Genomic DNA, 22,983 nt, shown 5'->3' on the forward strand with positions numbered 1-22,983 from the left:
TCTAAATTCCTCCCTATATATCTATTTTTAATAGTTTTTATCCCCAATATATAGAAAAGCTTGAAGTACTACGTTCGGAGGCAACCGAAAACGGTGCACTCCAAGCTGATCTAGCAAAAATTATAGAAGTTCAAATACTCCCGCAGCACCCATACCGCCGCCGATACACATTGTTACGACACCATATTTCTTACCTTGACGCTTTAATTCATGAATGAGCTTTAATGTTAAAATAGCTCCCGTTGCACCAAGTGGGTGACCTAGGGCAATTGCTCCACCATTAACGTTTACTTTGTTTTGGTCAATGCCTAAATGACGGACGACTTGTAAGGATTGTGACGCAAATGCTTCGTTAATTTCCCATAAATCAATGTCATCTATTGATAAGCCTGCAATTTCAAGTGCTTTAGGTACTGCCACGATTGGTCCAATACCCATCACCTCAGGAGGTACGCCACCAACTGCAAAGCCTAAAAACTTCGCCATCGGAGTAAGACCTTGTTTTTCTGCTTCCTCGCGATCCATCACTAGTACCGCTGCTGCACCATCCGAAGTTTGAGAAGCATTACCAGCTGTAACACTACCTTTAACATGGAAGGCCGGACGAAGCTTCGCTAAACCTTCTACAGATGTACCTGGACGTACACCTTCATCCATGCTAAACGTGAATTTTTTCACCTGTAGTTTGTTGTTGTCATCTACATAATGTTGCTCCACTTCGATTGGTACGATTTCATCATTGAACTTACCTTCTTTAATCGCTTTTTCCGCAAGCTCGTGTGAACGAACAGCAAATGCATCCTGATCTTCTCTACTAACATTGTATTGACGTGCCACTTCCTCAGCTGTATGCCCCATCCCCATATAATATTGTGGAGCAGTTTCAGCTAATGTTGGATTTAAGCGAGGTGTATTACCTACCATTGGCACCATACTCATAGACTCGACGCCACCAGCAAGAATTGCCTTAGAATGTCCTAGCATAATACGCTCTGCTGCAAAAGCAATTGCTTGTAAACCTGACGAACAAAATCTATTAATTGTTAGTGCTGGCGTTGTATCTGGTAATCCAGCAAGCGCTCCAATACTACGTGCTACGTTCATGCCCTGCTCAGCTTCCGGCATTGCACATCCTAAAATTAAATCGTCAATCGGACCTTCATAGCCCGCTCTTTTTAATGTTTCTTTGACAACAACCGCTCCAAAATCATCTGGTCTAACTGTTGATAAAGAACCCTTCTTCGCTTTTCCAATCGGAGTTCGTGCTCCTGCTACAATAACGGCTTCACGCATCGTATTAATCCCCCTTTGTTTCATGTGCAAGTATAGTGAATTCAGTCTTAAAGTTAGTTACGCAATGGTTTTCCCTTTAAAAGCATGTGCTGCATTCTTTGTTGAGATAACGGATCTGCCACTAAGCTTAGGAACGCCTCACGCTCAAGGTTTAATAGGTATTGTTCATCTACTAATGTGCCATATGGAACTTTACCACCAGCAATGACATACGCTAATTTTTTAGCGATTTTTAAATCGTGTTCACTAATATAGCCTGATTCAAGCATCCCTTGCGCACCGATTAGTAGCGTACCGTATCCTGATGCGCCGACTACAGGAACTTTCGTAGGAATAGGTGGTAAATAACCTGCCTCATAAAGCGCTAGTGCAGCTTGTTTTGCATCATATAGTTGGTGATCTGGGTTAACAGAAATCCCATCAGCAAAGTTTAAGAAATTATTTTCACGTGCTTCCTCACCAGATGTCGAAACTTTTGCCATCGCAATCGATTCAAATACTTTATTAGCAATATGTTGATAGTCTACTTCCACGCCATTTGGTAACCCTTTAAGGAATTTTTGGTAAAGTGCTTTATTACCGCCTCCACCAGGGATTAATCCTACGCCAACTTCAACTAGGCCCATATACGTTTCCATTGTTGCTTGAATATGCGCAGCTGGTAAGCAAACCTCTGCTCCGCCACCTAGTGTCATAGCAAAAGGCGCTGCTACAACAGGCTTGCGAGAGTATTTAATCTTTTGCATCGCATCTTGGAATGCTTTAATAACGAAATCTAGTTCAAAAATATTATCATCCTGTGCTTCTACTAAAATCATTCCTAGATTTGCACCAACACAGAAGTTTTTCCCTTGGTTACCGATGACTAAGCCTTTATAGTTCGCTTCTACTTCATCGATTGCAAAGTTAATCATTTGGATAATATCTAAGCCAATTGCATTTGATTGGGAATGGAATTCAAGTAATGCAATTCCATCACCTATATCTATTAAACTAGCACCTGTATTTGATTTAATAACGCCGTGCTTTTTCTTATAGCGTTTTAAGTTAATTTCCTTTTCATTCACTGGCACTTTTACGTATTCAGAGCCATTATAATAGGCTAGGTCACCGTCCATGTCGGAATAGAAAGTTTCAAAGCCGCTTGCTAGCATATCTTTGACGAATGCCGGTACCTCACGACCTTCTTCCTCCATTTTAGCTACGGACTCTTTGACGCCGATTGCATCCCATATTTCAAATGGCCCTTGCTGCCAGCCGAAGCCCCATTTCATAGCATTATCAATGGCAACAATATCATCAGCAATTTCACCGTGTAACTGTGCAGAGTAAATGAGCGTCGGAGCGAAGATACCCCATAATAACTCTCCTGTACGATCCTTAGCATAAGTTAATGCTTTCACTTTATTTGCTAGTCCACGAGTTTGTTTTGCCATTTCAATAGAAGGAGTTTTTAACTTTTTAACTGGGCTATACTCTAAAGTGTTTGGATCAATTTCAAGTATTTCTTTGCCTTGCTTTAAGAAGAACCCTTGACCTGATTTTGCTCCGAGCCAGCCGTTTGTGACCATTTTCTGTAGGAAGTCTGGTACTGCAAATACTTGCTGCTCTTCACCAGTTGTTTGATCATAGACGTTTTTCGCTACATGAATAAATGTATCTAAACCAACAACATCCAACGTTCGGAAGGTTGCAGATTTTGGACGACCAATTAATGGACCTGTTACAGAATCCACCTCGCCAACTGAATAGCTACCCTTCATCATTTCTTGTAAAGTAATTAGTAAACCGTACGTTCCGATACGATTGGCAATGAAGTTCGGTGTATCCTTAGCAAGTACGACACCTTTCCCAAGCACATCTTCGCCAAATGTTTTCATAAAGCTTACAACCTCTGACGCTGTTGTGTTTGCTGGAATGACTTCAAGTAATTTTAAATAACGCGGCGGATTGAAGAAGTGAGTTCCTAAGAAATGCTTTTTAAAATCTTCTGAGCGCCCTTCTGCCATTGCATCGATACTAATGCCCGATGTGTTTGAACTAATAATTGTGCCTGGCTTACGTACAGCATCAATTTTTTCATATAGGCTTTGTTTAATCGCTAAATTTTCAACGACAACTTCAATAACCCAATCTACATCTTTTAATTTCTCTAAATCGTCCTCAAAGTTTCCAACCGTTAGTAGTGATAAATTTTTCTTAGAAGTAAGTGGTGCTGGTTTTTGCTTTAATAACTTTTGCAGAGCTCCGTTAACGATACGATTTCTCACAGCAGGATGCTCTAAGGAAAGACCCTTTGCTTCTTCCTCTTTTGTTAGTTCCTTCGGCGCAATGTCTAATAATAATGTTGGAATACCGATGTTTGCTAAATGTGCTGCAATTCCAGAGCCCATTACCCCAGAACCTAGAACAGCTGCTTTTTTAATGTTGTAAGTCACAAGCAATTCCCCCTTATTCTCCCATTGAATGAATAGTCATTCATTTTTTGACCAAAAAAATATCAAAGTTTGCCTCGTGTATTTTTGTCCAGTATTTGAATTAGTTTAGCTCTATTCAAATTTAATCTGTGACGTACAACTAAGGCTTATCTTCGTTCAACTACCATTTTAGTTTTTGAGGTAAATTTTTCCGTCGAATGAAGATAAAACTACTTTTTCTGTTTTCAGTGTAGAATATTTTGTTTCATTTAGCAATCTTTTTTCTCCAATTATTTTTGCGATATACAACTTTTTTCGTTTTTTACGAGCGAAAACAAGACAATAAGCAGATAGCGATTATTCCAAACAGAAAACTTTCAGGATACGTTAAAAATGTGTAGAATGGAAAGCGAGGAGAGTGAAATAACAAATGAAAACAATTACAACTGCTGACCAATTTAATGAACTAATCTCTAGTGACCAAAAAGTGCTAGTAAAATTTTACGCTGGATGGTGCCCAGATTGCACACGCATGAATATGTTCATCGATCCAATTATCGAAGAGTACAACCAATTTGACTGGTATGAACTTAACCGTGATGAACTTCCAGAAATTGCGGACAAATATGATGTAATGGGTATTCCAAGCCTACTAATTTTCCAAAACGGTGAAAAATTAGCACACTTACATAGTGCTAATGCTAAAACACCTCAGCAAGTTACAGATTTCTTATCTGAACAAAAATAATTGAAAAACGGAGCTGCATTTCTTTTTGAAATGCGGCTCTTTTTAGAAAGGAGAATATGATGCGCCAGCAATTGTCGCTACTCGGAAGATCACAATATGATGCATCTATTTCACCAAACTATCGTAATTCCGCTTGTGGACCTACAACTGTACATGTAATTTTAAACTACTTGGAAGATCAAGCTCCTTCGGTAAATGATCTTTATAAACTTCTTGGTGGCACCAAAATTGGGTTATTTAAGTGGCGTCTAATTCGCAATCTTCGGCGGCTCCGGCCGACATGGGATATTCGTGATTGTACTTTAAAGGAGGCTATGCAGGAAATCGATGCAGGGAGACCTGTCGCCATACGCTTTGACCGCTATTTTAGCCTGAATTGGGGAGATAAAAAGGCTGCCTTCGCGTATCATTGGGTACCTCTGATTGGCTATGAAATACGAAATGATGAGCTGTTATTAATGTTCCATGATAATGGTGGTGCTAATCGTGAAAGTAAAATTCGAACGGCCCTTTTTAAAGATAATGAGAAAGTATTGAGCTTTGTCAAAATCACACCGAGCTAACTGACAGCGTGCCTACAATGTTAGACACGCTGTTTTTTCACTTATTTACTCTTCAAGAATAGCTTTTAGAACTTGTGCGAAAACATCCATTGTTCTATACGTTTCTTCCAGCGTATTTTCTATACTTCCAACTTCTAATAATACGGAATTATCGTGAAGATCTTGATTATAGGTGTTTTGGGGATTGACCCCTTTTTCTACTACACCTATTGATAGTCCCGGATATAATTTTTCTAGTTGTTCATGAAGCTGAGTTGCAAATTTTTTATTCGTTTCATAGTTCCCACTCGTTTTTGATACTTCCAATTTAATTCTTGCGTAATCTTTGCCTTTAATTTCAATTGTGGAGTCCCGTCTTTTTGTAGAATCTCGATGTATATCAAAAACCATGCGAATACTGTCATTTTCAGCTAAGACTTTTTGTAAATTTTCCCGTGACACTTTATATGAATCCGGAAAATGTAAACCTCTTTGTTTTAAGATTCCAGCTATATCAGTCTCATCATGAATTGATGGAACCTGCAATCCCTTCAATGCTCTACTTAACTCTTTACCTACCAATGTTACATTTTTAGTATCACTGTACGCCTGCTCTCTATACATCTGCTGTGCAGGAATCTCTGGAATATATGATTCTATATTATGTGAATGATAAATATAGACTACAGGTTCTTTTTCGTCCATTGCAGAAGACGATGAAGTCCCACCAACACTTTGGATTACCTCTGAAATTTTGCCATTTTCATTAAAGAAGAGTAACCATGAAAAAATAAATGCACAAACTAAAACACCACCTGTAATCACGGAGAATTTTGTTAAAATTCTTTTTTTACCCATGCTACGTGCTCGTTGTCTAAGCGTATTCTCAGTTGCAGAAACAAACTCCTTTCTAGGATGTTGAGGGTACATTTCTTTTAGCATATCAAAAAAGTCTTTTTCATTTTGCATTTGTCAATACCCCCTCTATTTCAATATTCAGTTTTCTTTCGAGCTCTTTTAGGGCTCTGTGATAATCAACTTTAACTTTCGATGCACTACATTGAAGAATTTCCGAAGTCTCGTTAATGGAAAATTCATTAATACCTCGAAGTATGACTACAGCTCTGTATTTTGGTTTTAATTTAGCAATAGCTTCATGAATAAATCGTTTTAATTCTGTTACCTCAAATTCCTCATCAGGCCTCTTTTCATTCGATGATAATTGATTAAAAAAACCGTCCTTAAATAGTGAGGAAAATCGTTTCTTTCTGTAGTGATCGATCGCCACATGTTTTGCGATTGAAAAAATCCATGTTTTTAACTGATAGTTTCCGTTAAAATTCGATAAACCTTTTAATACCCGAATGAATACTTCCTGGGTCAAATCCTCAGCATCATTTTGATTTCCTGTAAAACAAACAAGAAATCTATAAACGTCTAAGTAATACAAATTGTAGATTTCAACGATTCTTGATTCCAAGTTATTTGAATCAATCAATCTTTCCCCTCCTTTTACTTATTTGCTTATAATTCGTTTGAGGCTAGGAAAAGGTTACAAAAAATTATAGTTTCTTCACCATAACGTGTGGTTGATTTCCTCCGACTGGGCGCTTTGTTGCTGACGCTACGCTTTCGCACAGATAAAACATTTGTTGTTTGTCACGAAGGCGTTATCACAGGATGTGATGCTTTTAGCCTTCGTTCCTCTATATCGCTAATCCCCAAGTAGTCGCCCAGTCGTAACGAAGATCAACTTATACATGATATACGAATTAGCAAAATGTCATCCCCAACTTATGATGAAGAGCAATAAAAAAGCAGAGCATATTTCTATACTCTGCTTTGATGACCTTGATGTTTGTTAATCAATTATGCCTTGGCATAATTGCGTCCGGAATCGGCTTTGTGCTTAGGCCTGCACGATGCAGGTCAGTTAGCCGTTATCGCATGGATGCGATGATTTTAGGCTAACATCCTATGTGAACTCCTTTTCGATTTCCGTGACATCCGCCGGAGGCTTTGGGCCAACGTGATGTTGATCACTCAGTCGTTGCCACAGGACGTGGCGTTCTTAGACTGAGTTCCTTTATTTCAGCGGATGTTTGAACACCCGCTGAAATAAGTTAAATAAGTGAATACAACGAGCGCGCCTGCTTTGCGATTAATGTGTAGCCACGTTGTTCTATTTCTTTGAACATTTGCGGCTCGTAATTAGGTAATACTAAGCTTGCTAAATCTGCCTCGATTGATACGTTTGTTTGAATTGTTGCAAGCTCATGTGACAAATTAAGCATATCTACATTCTCTTTAATTTTCGTACGTTGGCCAGGCTTTAATTCGTCAATCGATGTAAGAACATTTTCGATAGAACCATACGTTTGAATTAACGTAAGTGCCTGCTTTGGTCCAATTCCCTTTACGCCAGGATAACCGTCACTCGAATCTCCCATAAAAGCTTTGACCTGTGCAAATTGAATAGGTTCGATGCCATACTCCTCTTTAAAGCGTGAATCCGTATAAACGTCATACTCTGTGTAGCCTTTTTTCGTAAAAGCAATTTCCGTTGATGGTCTTAAAAGCTGCAGTAAATCCTTGTCTCCACTAATTACCGTAATGTCAGCCTCATCCTGAAATTTTGTAATCATTGAGCCAATTAAATCATCTGCCTCCATCCCTTTCACACCGAAGTTTTGCCAGCCGATTTGTTGAGATAAATTTTTCGCCATATCAAATTGCGGTAGCATTTCCTCTGGTGGTGATGGTCGATTAGCCTTATAGCCATCAAATAATTCATTGCGGAATGTATGTGCCCCCATATCCCAACAAACAGCTAGATGGGTCGGCTTCATAATAGATTGTGCCGTTAAAACATGACGTACAAATCCTTGAGCGCCATTCGAAGGTGTCCCATCCGCAAGGCGAATATAATGCCCCATCGCTGCAGACGCAAAAAATGAACGGAATAATAGCGCCATGCCATCAACAATTAGTAGTTTTGGTTTTGTTGTCATGATAAATAATCCTCTCTATAACAATACAATGATTGTATTCATCTATAATATTTCAGGTGTGTTGATTAACCATTTGCATCCACGCTCTTAATTAGAAAACCTGATTTCCGCTACGGGCTACTCGCTTTCCTGCGGGCGAGCGTCGAGCCGCTTCCTCCGCTTTTGTTGCTGTCGCTTCGCTTTCGCACAGGAAACATCCGCTCCGTGCAGGGTCTCGTCTGTCCCGCTTTTCCCGCGGGAGTCGAGTAGCCCTCCGCTACAATCAGTTAAAAAATGAGCATCATAAACAAAGTATCTACAAAAAAATTCTTTTGTCGATCAATAATAAACCTATAATTCCCTAATCAACAGGCCTGCCATAGTATATTAATATTAAGCATTGTTCTATTATAGCAAACTATCATCAAACTTCATTGTAAATATATACAAGCCATCATTCTACGTCTCATTTTCCAACTATCTAATTAGGGCGTTGCCTCTTTTAGAAATTCGATTGCGGTAATCCAGTCGAATACCTGTTAACCATTGTAAAAATGCTGTTACGCCCATCTTTACGGTTTCTGGGCGTAGGTCCCCCTCTTTTGGATCCGCATAAACAAAGTCAATATGGCGGACTCCTTCATTTTCTCCAATGAGCTTTAGAATATCGAATAATTCATAGGCCGTTAATCCACCTGGTGTTGCTGCAGGTACATCTGGGGCGAATGTAATATCGAGCACATCCAAATCGACAGATACATAAATGCGATCTACCTCATACATAAGCTGACGGAGCATTTCGCGAATGGTTAATTGAATGCCGTCACGACGCATTTGCTTTAACGTAATCATATGAATTCCTTGTTCTTTCGCATAGTGAATCATTTCTGGGGAATTAAAAAAGCCGTGTAGCCCGACATTATAAATATGTTTTCCCTCTACAATCCCTGCTGCAATAAGCTTCTGCATTGGAGAATCCATAGCTAAACCAATTTCCTCCTGATTCCGGGCATCCAAATGCGTATCAATTTGAATAATCCCTATGCGATCATTTGGAAAAGCATTCTTTATTCCTCTTAAGGAACAAGCTGTAATCGCATGATCTCCCCCTATAAGACAGGTGAAACTTTTAGAATATGCAGTACTTAAGCTTTCTGCAGCAGCTTCAAGAGCTGACTCTGAAAGCATTCTATCCGTCTCATGGATAGCCACATCGCCTACATCAACGACTGCCAACGAACGTAAATCTACTTGCTCATCTAAATTATAAGATTGAAAGCTTGGCCAAGCCTTTCGAAATGCTGTTGGATATAGTGCTTTTTCGGATGGTTTACTACTATACGATAATAAAGCTCCGTACAAAATAATATCTACATCACTTGGAACTGGATTTTCTTTTTGTTTAATCCATTGATGCATAGCTGAACCATTTTCTTGCTTATACTGCCATTCTGGTTGAATAAACATGTTTTCGACCCCTTCATACTATTTTTCTATATCTTAGCGTGGGGTTGATTTCAGTTCCGACAGGGCGCTTTCCTAGGGGCGTCGAGTCGGAACTGAAATCAACTTATCCACATGACATATGTTCTAACAAAATGTCATCCCCATCTTTTAGGTGATGAGCAAAATTAAAGTCAATTGCCCTGCATTAATTTATCGTCCCCTTAAAAATACCTAGAGAATTACCTTTAACATTAATAGTACCATTAGTACACACATTTTCGTCAAAGTTCAGGATTTTTCCTCTTAATTTTGAAAAATTCTCCTCACTCCATTTACCCTTAGAACATAAAAAAGAGCAAACTAGGCCATTTTCTAGTTTGCTCCTTCTTCTATACAGTGGGGGTTTTTCACCTCACTGATTATTAGTCTTCACCGATCGGGCTTTTACGGGATATAGATTGGCAAAGCTCTGCGACCTCGTGCATCGTATAGCTTTGAAAGTTATATTGATGACGTAATTCCTGATAGTACTGTAAAAGTTCCTCAAGCATTGCTAAATTTTTTTCTATGTTCTTGCCAAAATTATGAGGGTGCCACCATAAATGATAAAAAGCTTGAGACATTGCAGCTGCATGCATCCCCTCTTTTATACGTTTAATCTTGAAGCCTTCAAAAAACCGTAATGGGCTACAATAAGGTCTTAAAAATGCACTTGAACGAATGTTAATAAAGGGATCCTTTTGCATTTCTTCTAGTGTTACTAGATGATTTCCTGTTACATTCACATAGCTATCCAGCCATTTTTTCGCCCCTAATAGTCGACCTTTTTTTGTGAATTTTTGAGGGTCGTATAACGGATGTTTTTCATTTCCACGATAGCATATAAACCCTACTTCCTGACATGCTGGGAAATATGCTTCATTCACTTGATTTCGCGGAAAAACAATCGATTTCGCCGGTGCGGTATATTCTTCAGAAATCATTGCAGTTGCGTGTAAATCTGCACGAAAATCTGCTTCAGTTTGTCCACTTTCTAAACAGTAAAAATGTGAAAATGTATGACTTCCTATTTCTTGATGTGGTGTATGTTTAATTTTATCAATTAAGGATTTGCCGAAATGTAAGAGGTCATCCTGCTCATCTTCTCCTACTTTTGCAAATTGTGTATGTGCTGCATAATGCCTGTTTGTATATTTTACAGGGATCCCTCTTAAGTAGTGAGCCATTTCTGCTTTCGTTTCTGCAAACAATAGACCAACCGTGGCCCAAGTCGCATGAATGCCATATTGTTCAAACAACTCTAGTATTTTAGGCAGTGCCTCACGCACACCATATAAATTTTTATTGTATTGCCCGTACTTAAATACATCGTGGACACCCCAATTTAGCTCAAAATCCAATGATATAACAAGTCCTCCACGATTCACTTCAATTACTACTTCCTCCATTTTTGCACGCCCAATAACATTGCACGTATTTTTGATTGAGTAATGTAGCCAGAGTATACATCGACGACTTGTCCACCGAAGCCTTGCTTAAATGCACGAACATTTTGGTCATCCGTTAGCTTCCCCATATCATATAAGCTAAAGCCCTGTTCCTTTAAATGCAATAAATTGTGCCATAGTAAAAAACGATTTGCATAACGAACTGGTCTTTTTAAATGATCTGGCACCGATTGCGAATGACAAGTCGCTACATAATAGGACATTGCTTTTTTACCGTATACAATATCGAGTCTATAGCAAAGTGTTTGTCCACAAATACTTCGAATCTCAGACAACCATAACGCTCCTTTATCTTTTAAGAGCGTAATAGCTTCCATTTGAGACTTACTTATGAGCTCGAGTTTTTTCCTTTTCGCAAAATTATTATAAAACTGTTGAAAGGCTCGTAAATTTTCATCTGATGGTTCTTTATAAATAAAAACTTGATAGGACTCTTTTTGTGCACGACGAAGTATTTTTCGATTACTTTCGGAAAGAGCAAGATACAATGATAACTCACTATCTGTCAGGTGAATATGAACCGTTTCACTTTTAACAAGCTTACGGCTCGGTACAAGTGAATTTGTATAGCCAACGACCTTCATTGATTTTCTAATATTGGCTGGCTTTTCTACAAAATAAAAATGCTGCATTGCGATATTCCATCGCTTACTTTTAATGGACAGAATGAACATCGCCCCCACTCTCTGTGTATTTTTCTACATGATTTCGCTCAAAACGAGCACATTTAAAATGTTTCATTCGAGAAATACGTTTATAGCCTAGCTGCAATAATCGTTTACGCTTTCGCCAGTGCCAAAAGCTTGCAGTAACACAAAGTGTTTGTGCAGGTTTCATTTTTTGGAAAAAGGCTGTGATAATATCGATATTTTTATAAACATCATAGGTTAAAAAACATGTCTGCTTCGGCAATGCTTCAACAATTTGCAATTCATCTACACGCCAGTTCACCGCATGTAACGCAAACGCAGGCTTATTCGTTGCTGCAAAAGAATCTTTATAAATAGTGTATCCCTTATAAAATAAAGAAATAATCTCCTCATCATCGAGTTGCATCGCCTCCTGAATCGACAACTCCTCAAACAAATCACCTACAGGCCGATGCGGTGTCACACTATTTGATGGGGATAATTCATACAAATCCACTTGCTTAAAACGAATAAATCTTTCTACGAATAGTTGTCCATATTCTAGCCAATCTTTCACTTTTCCATACTTTACTAAGTAACGTAATTGACCTAGAGTGTTGCGTTTCCATTCAACAATACGGTGATTGCCTTTTAATAATTCCTTTAGTCGTTCCTTCAGCGTAAAACGACCCGCCAATAGCTTTGCCCGTTTCGTACCACTACTTACGAGCATACGCCTTGTAAAATCAATATTAGAGCGCCAATCGAACTTATACGACTCATAGCCAATACTCATATCGAACAAGCGATAGTCTTCAGAATAGATCCGCTTGATCGTTTCCTGATTCACTAATCTACCCGGCCCAAATATATTAAATGTCGGCTCATGCGCAAGTGCATAAGTGACATAACGTCCTCGACAGCAAATTCCATAGGTAAAGGCAATCCATTGGTCTTCAAAAACAAGTGCGTCTACCTTGGCTTGCAACGCCTCCCCTTTAAGAAGCGTTAACTGTTCGAAGAAATCCTTTTTCTTGCCTTTCGTAAAATCACTTGTGTCTATTTTTTTTGCCCATCGTCGATTAAATAATTTAAACATTTGCCAAAGCTCGTCCTGTGAAGGTATTTTCCTCGTTAATATGCCTAATTTCCGTAGCTTCCGTTCTCTTCTATCCACACCATGCATTTTTCTACGTTGATTGAAATAAGTATGAAAATCTATATCGCGAAAGGCGAGATACGGTGTTACTACACGAAAAATACTCGGGCGTAACTGCCTTTCAACAAAATATTGCTCGATAACCTTTGTAGAGTCTTTACTTTCCAATAATCCATGAAAGGAAAATAGTAGATGTTTATACTTTTCAATGAGCTGATCAAATACAAAGGTGGTAGCAGAAAACAACCATTCTTTTTCCGCTACAACACCGGAATAATTTGCAATATTTTCTCCAGCAAAGGCATAAATTCGTACTCCCCATCGAAGTCGAACCGTAAAGGGGAAAAAGGCAATGATTGTACCATTTTCTTCAACAGCATAGAGTTCAATGCGCTCTCTACGCCCAACAATTTGCCACCAGTTATAAAACCAAGCAAATTCTATAAATGGATTATCATTGCCCTCCGCTTCTAAAATTCCATCCCAAATATCCTTGTACCACATAAGCTCATCATCTGTTCGAATGCGAATTAATTGCAAATTAATCACCTTTCTTAACGGACTCTGATACAGCTTGTTCGTAGACAAATAGAGTTTTCTGATACATTGGTAGAAACGTATAATCCCTTAAAAATCTACGTTCACTTGCGTCCCCCATTTTTTGACGACTGTTCTTATCCATCAACAGTTGTTTAAGCCTGTTCTTTAATAGGTCTTTATCATCTCGGTTAATTAAAAATCCATTCTCATTATCAGTAACTAACTCATTGACGCCACCTACATTCGTGGCAATAATCGGAAGCCCTGCTCGCATCGCTTCAATAATTGAGATCGGTAAGCCCTCCCAATCTGATAGCAAAATAAATAAATGACTTTCCTCAAGCAAAGAGGTGACATCTAATTGATTGCCCAAAAATGAGACACGATCCGTTAAACCTTTAGTAGCAATAAATTGTTCTAAATTAGGACGTAATGAGCCATCACCTATTAATTGAAGGCGCCAAGGTATATCAGAAAGCTCTGCTAAAGCCTCTAGCAATAAATCCTGTCTTTTTGGCACTTCAAAACGAGCAACCATCACAATTAATGGATGCTCCTGCTTCTCTCTATTAGGTGCTACTTGCTTCTCTATTTGGTCAATGCCATTATGAATCGTCAGCATTTTATGAGCAGGAGCAATTTTTTTCGTTAATGCTAACTTGCGGTCATATTCAGATACCGTAATAATTTTAGCTGTTAACGGCTGAACTGATTTTTCCATTCGACGATACACCATCTTTTTTTTATGTGGTACGCCTTCGGTAAAACTCCAGCTATGGGCTGTAAAAACAGTAGGAATATGTAAAAGCCTACCTACTACACGTCCAATTGCTCCTGCCTTTGATGAATGGGCTGCAATAATATCTGGTTTTATTTTTTTAAATGCGGTTCTTAATTGCCAAAAGGTTTGTAAATCCTTTTTTAAGTGAATCTCCCGCTGCATAGCCGGAATACTAATAACATCAATTTTTTCTTCTTGAAAACGCCACAATGATGGATCATAATGGCCCGTTACAATTGTTACCTCGTGAGCATCTTGCTTCAATTTTATGGCAAGAGCCTCCACATGCTTTTGCGCTCCGCCAATCCTATCCATCCGTGTAATAAGCTGAACGATTTTCAGTACCTAACACTCCTTAATATTTAATAAGCACCTGTTCTCGCTAAAACTACGAAAAGTGTTTTGATGATAATTTTTATATCCATCCAAAATGAATATTTAACAACGTATTCTAGGTCATATGAAATTTTTTGTCCGTGAGAAATATTAGAGCGGCCGTTAATTTGAGCAAGCCCTGTTAAACCAGGCTTCACTTCTAAACGTCGTGCCTGTAAAGTGTTATAAGCATTTGTAATGGTTGGAACTTCTGGCCTTGGTCCAACAATACTCATATCCCCTTTTAAGACATTAATGAGCTGAGGAATTTCATCAATACTTAACTTCCGAAGAACAGCCCCAACCCTTGTAATGCGTGCATCCTGTTCGGTTTTAAAATAAAAATCATCTGGAATTCCGTCAGCACACAATCTTGGCATTTTTACCGGAACTGCCTGTATGGTCATTGTCCGCAGCTTCCAAATAATAAAGCGCTGATGTTCCTGTCCAGTACGGATTTGTTTAAAAAAAACAGGACGACCTGTACTAATGAGTAGAATGAGGAAAACTACTAACATAAGAGGAATGGTTATGAAAAGTAATAGGAGTGCCCCCACAATATCAAAAATTCTTTTTCCGATTTTACTATAAAATGTTTTAGTCTGAGCTAACTGCCCGTGCAATACATCATCCTTTGCATTTTTTTAGCACTTAACTTTATATATTCATTTGGGACATTTATAGAACTACTTTTGATAAAGCATTTTCATAATAAAATGGTAAAAAGGGGTTCATCACCATGACATGGGTTGATTTTTGTGGATGCCTCAAAAAAGGAGTTTTTTCAAAACTAGTTTGAAAAACTCCTGCCATAAATGGATATGTTCAAATGTTACCCTTGTATAATTTGTACATCACATGCAATGTGAACATTGCCTTTTAATGCCTTACTAATCATACATGTTTGTTCAGCCTTCTCCGCTAATCGATTAATTCTCTTTTGTTCTCGCTCCGTTAAATTTTGTACAACAATTTTCGGCTTATGGACGATTCGCTCATAAGTAAAAACACCATTCGTGACATCTACATAACCTTCAGCTTGCATAGTCAAATCCAACAGAGCAACCTTCGCATTTTCAAGTAATGCAGCCAGTGTAATTAAATAGCACGTCGCTGCCGCTCCGAGCAGCATTTCATCAGGATTTGTCCCAACCCCTGGTCCATTCATTTCTCGAGGAATAGAAATTTTCGTATGAAGATTGTCCGCAACAATCGTACCAGTCCCATTTCTCCCCTCCGACCATTTTAAATTCATATTAAATAAATGTTGAACCATAATAAAATCCTCCTTTTGGTTATGTGGGTATGATTAGAGCGGTTACCCGAGCAGTTCCACACGCTCGGAACAGTTTTCTTGATTACCCGACAATTCTATTACCTACCGAAACAGTTTGCAAGGTTACCCCAAGCGACTCATCGAAAGCGCCAGCCGGAACGAAAATCACCCCCACACTATGTCGATAATCACTTTTCTTTGAATTATTAATGCAATAATAAAACAGCAAATATTTAAGAAAAACAGAGAAGCTGATTTTATGGTAGAATAGAAAAAACGATTCTTTAGGAGATTTAAAAAATGATTTTAACAAAGCAACAAGCAATACAAGCACTTAAAAAGAACAAATTTATCGGTTTTACTACTAAAACAGGAAATATTATTATGAAAAAAATGAATAAAACCGATTATAATATTTTCGTATTTGAAGAAGGTAAAGATAAACCAGTGCGTTATGTAGGCTCTATTATGAACATAATGGCTACAATGAGCGACAAAGCTTCTAACAAGGATTTTGTCATTATGGAACAGCTTGCACCTCAAAATAACGAAGAGGCTACGACTGTGGAGACAGAGGAAGTTAAAGAAGTAGCTACGCCTGTAGAAAAAGAAGAAGTTAAAGAAGCTACTAAGCCTGTAGAAAAAAATGAAGTCAAAGAAGCACAAAAAGAAAAGAAAGAAAAAGTAGAAAAAACAGCTGAGATTAATGAAGTAAAACGTGCCATTTCAGGTTACGAAGGCTTATATGAAGTTACAGCGAGCGGTCGAATCATTAATGTGCGTGTAAATCGTCCATTAGCTCGATGCAACGATGAATATGGTTTCCATATTGTTCGACTAACAAAAGAAGGTACTGCTTCAAGTCACAATGTGTTTGAACTTTGGAAACAAGCATTCCCTGAACTTGAGCAAACTAATTTTAAAGGTGCTCTAAAAGCGAAATATGGTACAGGCTGCAAGCTTTCTGATAAACCAGGTATACACTTTTAATCATAAAAAATCCCTAGCGTCATTGACGCTAGGGATTTTTTTATCAATTATGCCTCGGCATAATTGCGTCTGGAATCGGCTTTGTGCTTTGGCCTGCACGAGGGCCGACACGATGTCGGTCATTTCGGTAATACCACAGGACGTGGCGTTTTTACCGATGCAGGTCAGTTAGCCGTTATCGCATGGATGCGATGTTTTTAGGCTAGCATCCCCTAAGAACTCCTTTCCGATTCCGTGACATCCGCCGGAGGCTTTAGGCCAACGAGATGTTGGTCACTCAGTCATTGCCACAGGACGTGGCGTTCTTTGACTGAGTTCCTCTATTTCAGCCGGTGTTTGGACACCTGTATCTGTAACTACGCATTCGGTACAAAAGACATTTGCTGAAAGAAGTTAGATTAATAAAGGTAATAGTGCTAATTGCCATAGATGGTCAATATTTTGCCCTTGTGATTGAAGATATTTTAACCAATTGTTTTCTTGGCGGTATATCTTTTTCTTTTTAAATAATTGAATTATTTTTATCCTCTCTATCCTTTGAAAACCTAATTGCGCTAGCTCTCTACGTCTTTTTCTTTCATACCAATAAACGGATGTACAGACGGCTATTCCTTCCTTCTGCACATTGGCAACAACATCGGACAGCTGTTGATTTTTTTCTTTAATGTAGGAAACATTTGATGGAAGCTTGAGTGTAAATCCTGTCGCTTCTTCACGAAATAGTTGATCATGTCTTACATAAGCTATTTCATCCGCGCTATTTCTAAAGATCCGATAGCCTTTATGATAGTTTGAGACGTAATTAGCACGACCCTCCCATGCCATCACATCCTGAATAAACACTTCATTAAAATTGGATGTAGTTTTACATTGTCCATTGTTAGCAACATAAATATCAAACATATGAACAGCTATCATGCGATTAATTCCCTTTTTGAAACAATGGAACCAATCCTTTAGTCGGGCATTTTTTAAAAAATAGCACAGCTCCCCTAATCGATTTCGCTTCAATTTCACGAGCTGGTGATTATTCTTTAATTGACCTTTCAATCTGTCTCGTAAGACCATCATGAATCGTAAAATACGCTCTCTTTTGCCGTTTGTACTCATTACAAATTTTCTTGAAAAATCAACATCTGTATACCACTCAAACTTGTAGGGCTCATAACCACTGCCTAAATCATAAAAACGATAGTTTTTGGCGTGTGCTTTGAGCATATTTTCTCTCTCGATTATACGACCAGGTCCGAACATATTAAAATCAGGTTCATGTCCCATAGCTTGGCAAAAATTTCGATCTCTACAGCAAATATCGATAGTAAAGCCAATCCAATATCCTCCAAACTGGAGACTATCGATTTCTACTCGGAACGCGTTACTTTTCTCCTTTGCCAATCGCTCAAAAAAGAGTCGTGTTTTAGCTTCTGTAAACCCACTCGTATCGAGTTTCTTCCGCCATCTTCTCGCAAACAAATCAAACATGCCAGCTAGGCCTTCAGGATGTACCTCTTGAAAAGATACTTGACCAAGCACCTTTAACTTTTTTTCACGACGTTGAATCGATTTAAAATTTTTTCTATGCTTATGAAGAAAGTCCTCAAGCTTTATAGATTGAAAATCAATATAAGACGTGACCGTACGAAAAATAGAATGAGGGATCTGATGCTCTATTGCATATTTTTCTAATAGTTGAGATGTTTGTTCACTCTCTAACAAGCCATTTAACGCTATAATAAACCGACCATCTTTCTGAGAAAGCTCCTTTAGTAAGTATTTTATTGCAGGTTCCTTCCATTGCTTCTCTGCAATGACGTCCATATAAGTCGCAAACCCTTGTCCTAAAAAAACATAATACTGTGTACCACCTAATCGTTGACAACGAACAAACGGGAAAAAGGCTATCGCCATACCTTTATGTTCGACTATGTAAATCTCTACGTTGTCATGAACACCTAACGTCGTCCACCATGTCGAAACCCATTCAAATTCAATGAATGGATTATTATTTTTTTCACGTTCAAGTATTTGTGACCAAGTACTTTTATAGATCTCTAACTCTTCTATCGTTGTTACGAGTCTATAAGATAGCACGTGCATAATCTCTCCCTTCTAAGTTTTTTACAGCTCATCTCCATAAAGCGGGGATCTCCATTCCTACGTAGTGTCGCTCAGGCTCTGCACCAAAACTTATAGTTAACATGCATTTCGATAAATATTATCCCTATTTTTGGGTATGAACCAATTTTACACTTAATTGAATCTATATTCGTATCTATTAACTTATAGAACCCTTTATTCAATAATCAATTGAATGAAGATCAAACAAAAAACCTAAATCCAGTAAAATACTGAACTTAGGCATTATTACAATGTTAAACTTTTAGCAAAGGCAATTGTTCCTTATTACCTTCTTTCGCCATATGCGTTGTTGCAATATAGCTTAATGTCATACCAGGGCCCAATGTTGCACCTGGTCCCGGATAAGTCTCTCCCATTATAGAGGCTGAGGAATTGCCTGATGCATATAACCCTTCAATTGCCGTACCGTCTGCCTTTAAAACGCGCGCATGCTCATCCACCACTAAGCCCCCCTTAGTCCCAATATCTCCTGGATATAAAGCGAGTGCATAAAATGGAGCATTTGTAAGCTCTGCTAGGTTCGGATTCTTCAAAGTAGGATCTCCATAATACTTATCATAAGCACTATCTCCTCGAAGGAAATCTTCATCTCGGCCATTACGAGCAAAGGTATTGAAACGCTCTACAGTTTCCACTAAATTCTCCACCGGAACATTCATTTGCTCTGCAAGCTCTTCGATTGTTTGTGCACTTTTCACTACGCCGTTATCAAACCAACTTTTTGGGAAAGCTTGGCCTGGAAATAATCCTGTGAAAATATAACGGCTCTTTGCTGTTGCATCGATGACGATCCAAGAAGGTATAGCCTGATTTGTTTCTTGATGATGAATATACATATTATCTACAAATTCATGATAAGGTGCCGCTTCATTCAAATATCGTTTCCCAACACCATCCACAACTATCATATTAGGCACTCCGCGGTCTGCAACAAGGAAGAAAGGTTGCCCTTGTGGATCAATAACGGAAGGAGCTCCCCATACTTTATCCATTAAATCTAGCGTCGCCCCTATTTTCACACTTGGTTCGATAATATCTCCCGTTTGTCCCTCTGGCGTAGAAGTCCATTTTGAGTTTGTTGGTGCCGGCAAATATTTTTCGCGATATGCTTGATTATGAGAAAATCCACCTGAAGAAAGGACTACCCCACGTTTCGCCTCAATCCGCATCTCCTGCCCATCTCGTACAACTACAATACCGGTCACTCGATTATTTTCAACTATAAAATCTTTAAATGCAGTCGAGATCCACAGTTCTCCATTCGCTTCTGCAAGTGACATTCGTAAACGAGCAATGAGCGCTTCCCCTAATGCAACAGGCAGACTTCCTGTTACTTTCGATTTCACTAATCGTAAGCCTAGTTTTAATGCAGTTGTTTTCCCTTTTGTCGTACGTCTAATCATATTTACCTTATGAAACTCAGAGCTATTCATCGTAAAACCTTTAGTGGATAATGAAGAACGACGCATCGTATCTACTAATGCCCCCATTTTCTTCAAATCAAAAATAAGTGGCTCAATCGACCGTCCTTGAGGGAAGCCACCTGGTTTTTCAGGATAATAATCCGAATAACCTTTCGCATATTGGAAACGCATATGCCGAGTATGATTATTGAAATACCTTAACATTTCTGGTCCTCGTTTAATATAAGCTTCCTTTAAAGCCTCTGGTACACGATCACCTATAGTTGAATCTAAGTATAAACGCGCTAGTTTATGTGTATCAGGAACACCTTCACTCTTAATCACATGATTATTTGGAATCCATAGTGCTCCACCAGACAAGGCAGATGCCCCTCCATAACGCTCTGTCTTTTCAATAACTAATGATTTCATCCCATGTAGCTTTGCTGTCAGACCTGCCGTTAGCCCTGCTGCGCCTGAACCTACTACTACCACATCATAACTCGCATCCCATTTCATACTTCCATTCCTCACCTTCATTAGTAGTTACTAAATCAATGAATCTGGTATTACTACTAAAAAGTATAAAATTTAAACAATATTCAGTCAATTCAATATCACCAACATGTCAATGACGCAAAATTCGATAATAAAACGACAAAAAGAGATTCATCGAAAAATGATCTTTTAATTTTAGTAATGAATACAATGAATCTTTTTCTAAAAACTGACTATTATCATATTCGTTTCTATTTAGCATATATTTTAAAACAGCTTAAAGTATATATAGGGTGGAGGAATTTTGCAGTTGAGTGCAATGATACTTGGTGGTTTTCTATTTTTTAGTGCTAGCATTGGAGGAGCCCTAGCTTGGGTATTCTCAAGGCTATTTCAACATACAACGCATGGATTATCATTATTATGTGGCGGATTTTTAGTGGGCTTACTTGTAGTAGACGTCATTCCTTCTTCTTTTCAATTATATAATTCACTAGGCCTTATACTCGGAATTTTGATGGGCTATTTAATATTTGAAATACTGAATAGTGTATTTCACACTTCACATACACAAAATCCCTCTGTATCACTACTTGCCATCGCTATCATTATCCATACGATTCCGATGAGCCTTACTGTCGGACAGTTACTAGGGAAATCCGCATTAAGTATTGCAATAACAGCTTCCATTATTCTACATCATCTACCAGAAGGCTTTGCACTTTCAACAGCATTACTATCACAGGGAGAAAAGCTATGGAGACTTTTTATTTATTTTGTAGCATTTTCGATTTTCTTCAGTATTTTTATACAGATCGGTCAATATTGGCAGTTATCCGATAATGCACAAGGCGTACTAATGGGTGTATCGATTGGGTTAATCGCAACCGCCAGTATTTCAGAATTTATTTTGCATCATATTCGATCAGTATCACGAACATCCTTTATAGCATATATTTTATTAGGTTATTTATTAAGTCACGTATTTCATATGCTAGTCGAATAAAAAAGCAATCCACCAAATATGTGGATTGCTTTATATTAATTACTCAGCATCATCAAATAACGCTAATGTTAGTGTAAAAATTTTAGAGAACTCGGCACGTGTAAGATTACCTTTTGGATTAAATTGACCGTTCACTCCATCAATTATACCTAATTGCTTTAATAATCCGATAGATTCAACAGTTTCTTGACGCATTTTACTTTTGTCTGTAAATGGGTTATTTTTACTAACCTTACTTACATCATAGTCCGTTCCTTCTATATATCTTGCTGTTACAAATGCCATTTCCTCACGTGTAGCAGGTTTATTTGGCTCAAAATTAGCACCATCAAAAATATCAAGTAAGCCATATGCCTCTAAAACCGCTACTTCTTTTGCACCTGCAAAATTCCCCAAATCCTTATATGAAGCAGGACCTTCATAATCTTCCTTCACATCTAATCCAGAAGCACGGAAAATCATAGAAGCTAATTGTCCGCGTGTTACTTTTCCGTTTGGATTAAATGTTGTAGCAGATGTACCATTAATAATGTCAAATTGATAAAGTACTTGGATATAGCTCTCAGCCCAGTGACCTATAGAATCTGTGAAGTAACCGCCTGGTTTTAAATCAATAGTTTCATCTCGGAATATCTCTTTAATAAAATCATTTAATTCTTCCTTATCTAAAGGTATCCATTTTCCTTTAATCAAAACTTCTCCTTTAAATGAATTCCCAGATGGAGTAAATTTTACTTGCATAGCGTTACCGTACAACTCTTTAAATTCTTTTTGTTCCTGTGGAGTCATTGTAGGATCTATTGCCCACTTTGCTGTAATACTATTTTTTGTTGTTACAATACCACGATGATCAATAGCTAATTCGGAAATTAACAGTTGTTTATAAAGGTCCTGGTAAGTCAATGATTGCCACGGAATAACTACAGCAACTTCTTGTTTTGGATGGATAATGCTAGCAACATTTAAATTTTCTCGTACTTGTTCTTGTGCATTTGCTTGTAATCCAAAACCTCCTGTAAAACATGCAATACTAAGTGCACCAGCTATAAGTGTCTTTTTCATTATTAATCTTGCCCCTTTCAATTCATAAATTTAGTGTACTAAAACAACTGTTAGTAAATCTATAAAATTATGTAAGTTATTCAAAATTATAAGAAAGTCCTATTTTTCATAACGTAAAAAATTACTAAATCCCCATGTAAACCCAGAGAACATATTGCATATTTCTACTATGCATTATGAA

At 38.1% G+C, this 22,983-nt stretch carries 19 protein-coding genes; 4 read left to right on the plus strand and 15 right to left on the minus strand.

The annotated features are described in order from the left end of the window. Nucleotides 1-120 precede the first annotated feature (120 nt). Together AC3WSK_RS11590 and AC3WSK_RS11595 are read right to left on the minus strand one after the other, a co-directional pair. Entirely contained in the window at nt 121-1,293 is a 1,173-nt protein-coding gene (locus tag AC3WSK_RS11590; protein ID WP_079561460.1) for an acetyl-CoA C-acetyltransferase, read from the minus strand. 53 nt (nt 1,294-1,346) lie between these two features. Beyond that, nucleotides 1,347-3,731 carry a 3-hydroxyacyl-CoA dehydrogenase/enoyl-CoA hydratase family protein gene (locus AC3WSK_RS11595; protein ID WP_427484401.1) on the minus strand — a complete coding sequence of 795 codons (2,385 nt, stop codon included), beginning with the start codon at nt 3,729-3,731 and terminating at the stop codon, nt 1,347-1,349. 409 nt (nt 3,732-4,140) lie between these two features. Here AC3WSK_RS11595 and AC3WSK_RS11600 point away from each other — a divergent pair, with 409 nt between their 5' ends. Together AC3WSK_RS11600 and AC3WSK_RS11605 are read left to right on the plus strand one after the other, a co-directional pair. Next, entirely contained in the window at nt 4,141-4,458 is a 318-nt protein-coding gene (locus AC3WSK_RS11600; RefSeq protein WP_079561458.1) for a thioredoxin family protein, read from the plus strand. Nucleotides 4,459-4,517: 59 nt separating this feature from the next. After that, nucleotides 4,518-5,021 carry a C39 family peptidase gene (locus AC3WSK_RS11605; RefSeq protein WP_079561457.1) on the plus strand — a complete coding sequence of 168 codons (504 nt, stop codon included), beginning with the start codon at nt 4,518-4,520 and terminating at the stop codon, nt 5,019-5,021. A gap of 45 nt (nt 5,022-5,066) precedes the next feature. On the opposite strand, the gene spoIIP is transcribed toward AC3WSK_RS11605, so the two are convergent. From spoIIP to AC3WSK_RS11655, 10 genes are all read right to left on the minus strand, one after another. Continuing rightward, a complete protein-coding gene (gene spoIIP / locus AC3WSK_RS11610; protein ID WP_079561456.1) occupies nt 5,067-5,969 on the minus strand; it encodes a stage II sporulation protein P in 903 nt (300 codons plus the stop codon). Beyond that, nucleotides 5,959-6,498: an RNA polymerase sigma factor gene (locus AC3WSK_RS11615; protein WP_079561455.1), complete on the minus strand. Its 540-nt coding sequence runs from the start codon at nt 6,496-6,498 to the stop codon at nt 5,959-5,961. Before AC3WSK_RS11615 ends, spoIIP begins: the two co-directional genes overlap by 11 nt. 625 nt (nt 6,499-7,123) lie before the next feature. After that, nucleotides 7,124-8,011 (minus strand): 5'-3' exonuclease, encoded by an 888-nt coding sequence (locus AC3WSK_RS11620; protein ID WP_427484399.1) that lies wholly within the window; start codon nt 8,009-8,011, stop codon nt 7,124-7,126. Nucleotides 8,012-8,467: 456 nt separating this feature from the next. Next, a complete protein-coding gene (locus AC3WSK_RS11625) occupies nt 8,468-9,457 on the minus strand; it encodes an agmatinase family protein (protein ID WP_492412388.1) in 990 nt (329 codons plus the stop codon). A 401-nt stretch (nt 9,458-9,858) separates the two neighbouring features. Beyond that, nucleotides 9,859-10,884, minus strand: coding sequence for a polysaccharide deacetylase family protein (locus AC3WSK_RS11630; RefSeq protein WP_240518271.1), 1,026 nt, complete (start codon nt 10,882-10,884; stop codon nt 9,859-9,861). Further along, complete coding sequence (locus AC3WSK_RS11635; protein WP_492412390.1) at nt 10,872-11,618, minus strand: GNAT family N-acetyltransferase; 747 nt, start codon at nt 11,616-11,618, stop codon at nt 10,872-10,874. Before AC3WSK_RS11635 ends, AC3WSK_RS11630 begins: the two co-directional genes overlap by 13 nt. Further along, nucleotides 11,599-13,272 (minus strand): GNAT family N-acetyltransferase, encoded by a 1,674-nt coding sequence (locus AC3WSK_RS11640; protein WP_492412392.1) that lies wholly within the window; start codon nt 13,270-13,272, stop codon nt 11,599-11,601. The genes AC3WSK_RS11635 and AC3WSK_RS11640 overlap by 20 nt, the downstream gene beginning before the upstream one ends. Nucleotide 13,273: 1 nt before the next feature. After that, a complete protein-coding gene (locus AC3WSK_RS11645; RefSeq protein ID WP_492412394.1) occupies nt 13,274-14,368 on the minus strand; it encodes a glycosyltransferase family 4 protein in 1,095 nt (364 codons plus the stop codon). A gap of 47 nt (nt 14,369-14,415) precedes the next feature. Further along, entirely contained in the window at nt 14,416-15,051 is a 636-nt protein-coding gene (locus tag AC3WSK_RS11650) for a sugar transferase (RefSeq protein ID WP_427484395.1), read from the minus strand. Nucleotides 15,052-15,260: 209 nt separating this feature from the next. After that, nucleotides 15,261-15,704 (minus strand): SACOL1771 family peroxiredoxin, encoded by a 444-nt coding sequence (locus tag AC3WSK_RS11655; protein ID WP_079561449.1) that lies wholly within the window; start codon nt 15,702-15,704, stop codon nt 15,261-15,263. Nucleotides 15,705-16,004: 300 nt separating this feature from the next. Here AC3WSK_RS11655 and AC3WSK_RS11660 point away from each other — a divergent pair, with 300 nt between their 5' ends. Continuing rightward, nucleotides 16,005-16,694, plus strand: coding sequence for an NUMOD4 domain-containing protein (locus AC3WSK_RS11660; RefSeq protein WP_492412396.1), 690 nt, complete (start codon nt 16,005-16,007; stop codon nt 16,692-16,694). Nucleotides 16,695-17,087: 393 nt separating this feature from the next. Here AC3WSK_RS11660 and AC3WSK_RS11665 read toward each other — a convergent pair whose 3' ends face one another. After that, entirely contained in the window at nt 17,088-18,791 is a 1,704-nt protein-coding gene (locus AC3WSK_RS11665; protein WP_492412398.1) for a GNAT family N-acetyltransferase, read from the minus strand. A gap of 275 nt (nt 18,792-19,066) precedes the next feature. Next, nucleotides 19,067-20,755, minus strand: coding sequence for an FAD-binding protein (locus tag AC3WSK_RS11670; protein ID WP_492412400.1), 1,689 nt, complete (start codon nt 20,753-20,755; stop codon nt 19,067-19,069). Between the two features lie 298 nt (nt 20,756-21,053). Here AC3WSK_RS11670 and AC3WSK_RS11675 point away from each other — a divergent pair, with 298 nt between their 5' ends. After that, on the plus strand, nt 21,054-21,740 hold the full coding sequence (locus AC3WSK_RS11675; RefSeq protein ID WP_240518274.1) for a ZIP family metal transporter: 687 nt from the start codon (nt 21,054-21,056) through the stop codon (nt 21,738-21,740). Between the two features lie 39 nt (nt 21,741-21,779). On the opposite strand, the gene AC3WSK_RS11680 is transcribed toward AC3WSK_RS11675, so the two are convergent. Further along, entirely contained in the window at nt 21,780-22,802 is a 1,023-nt protein-coding gene (locus AC3WSK_RS11680; protein WP_079561445.1) for an S-layer homology domain-containing protein, read from the minus strand. Between the last annotated feature and the right edge of the window lie 181 nt (nt 22,803-22,983).

The organism is Lysinibacillus sp. EB271-A1-10B (genome assembly GCF_058791335.1).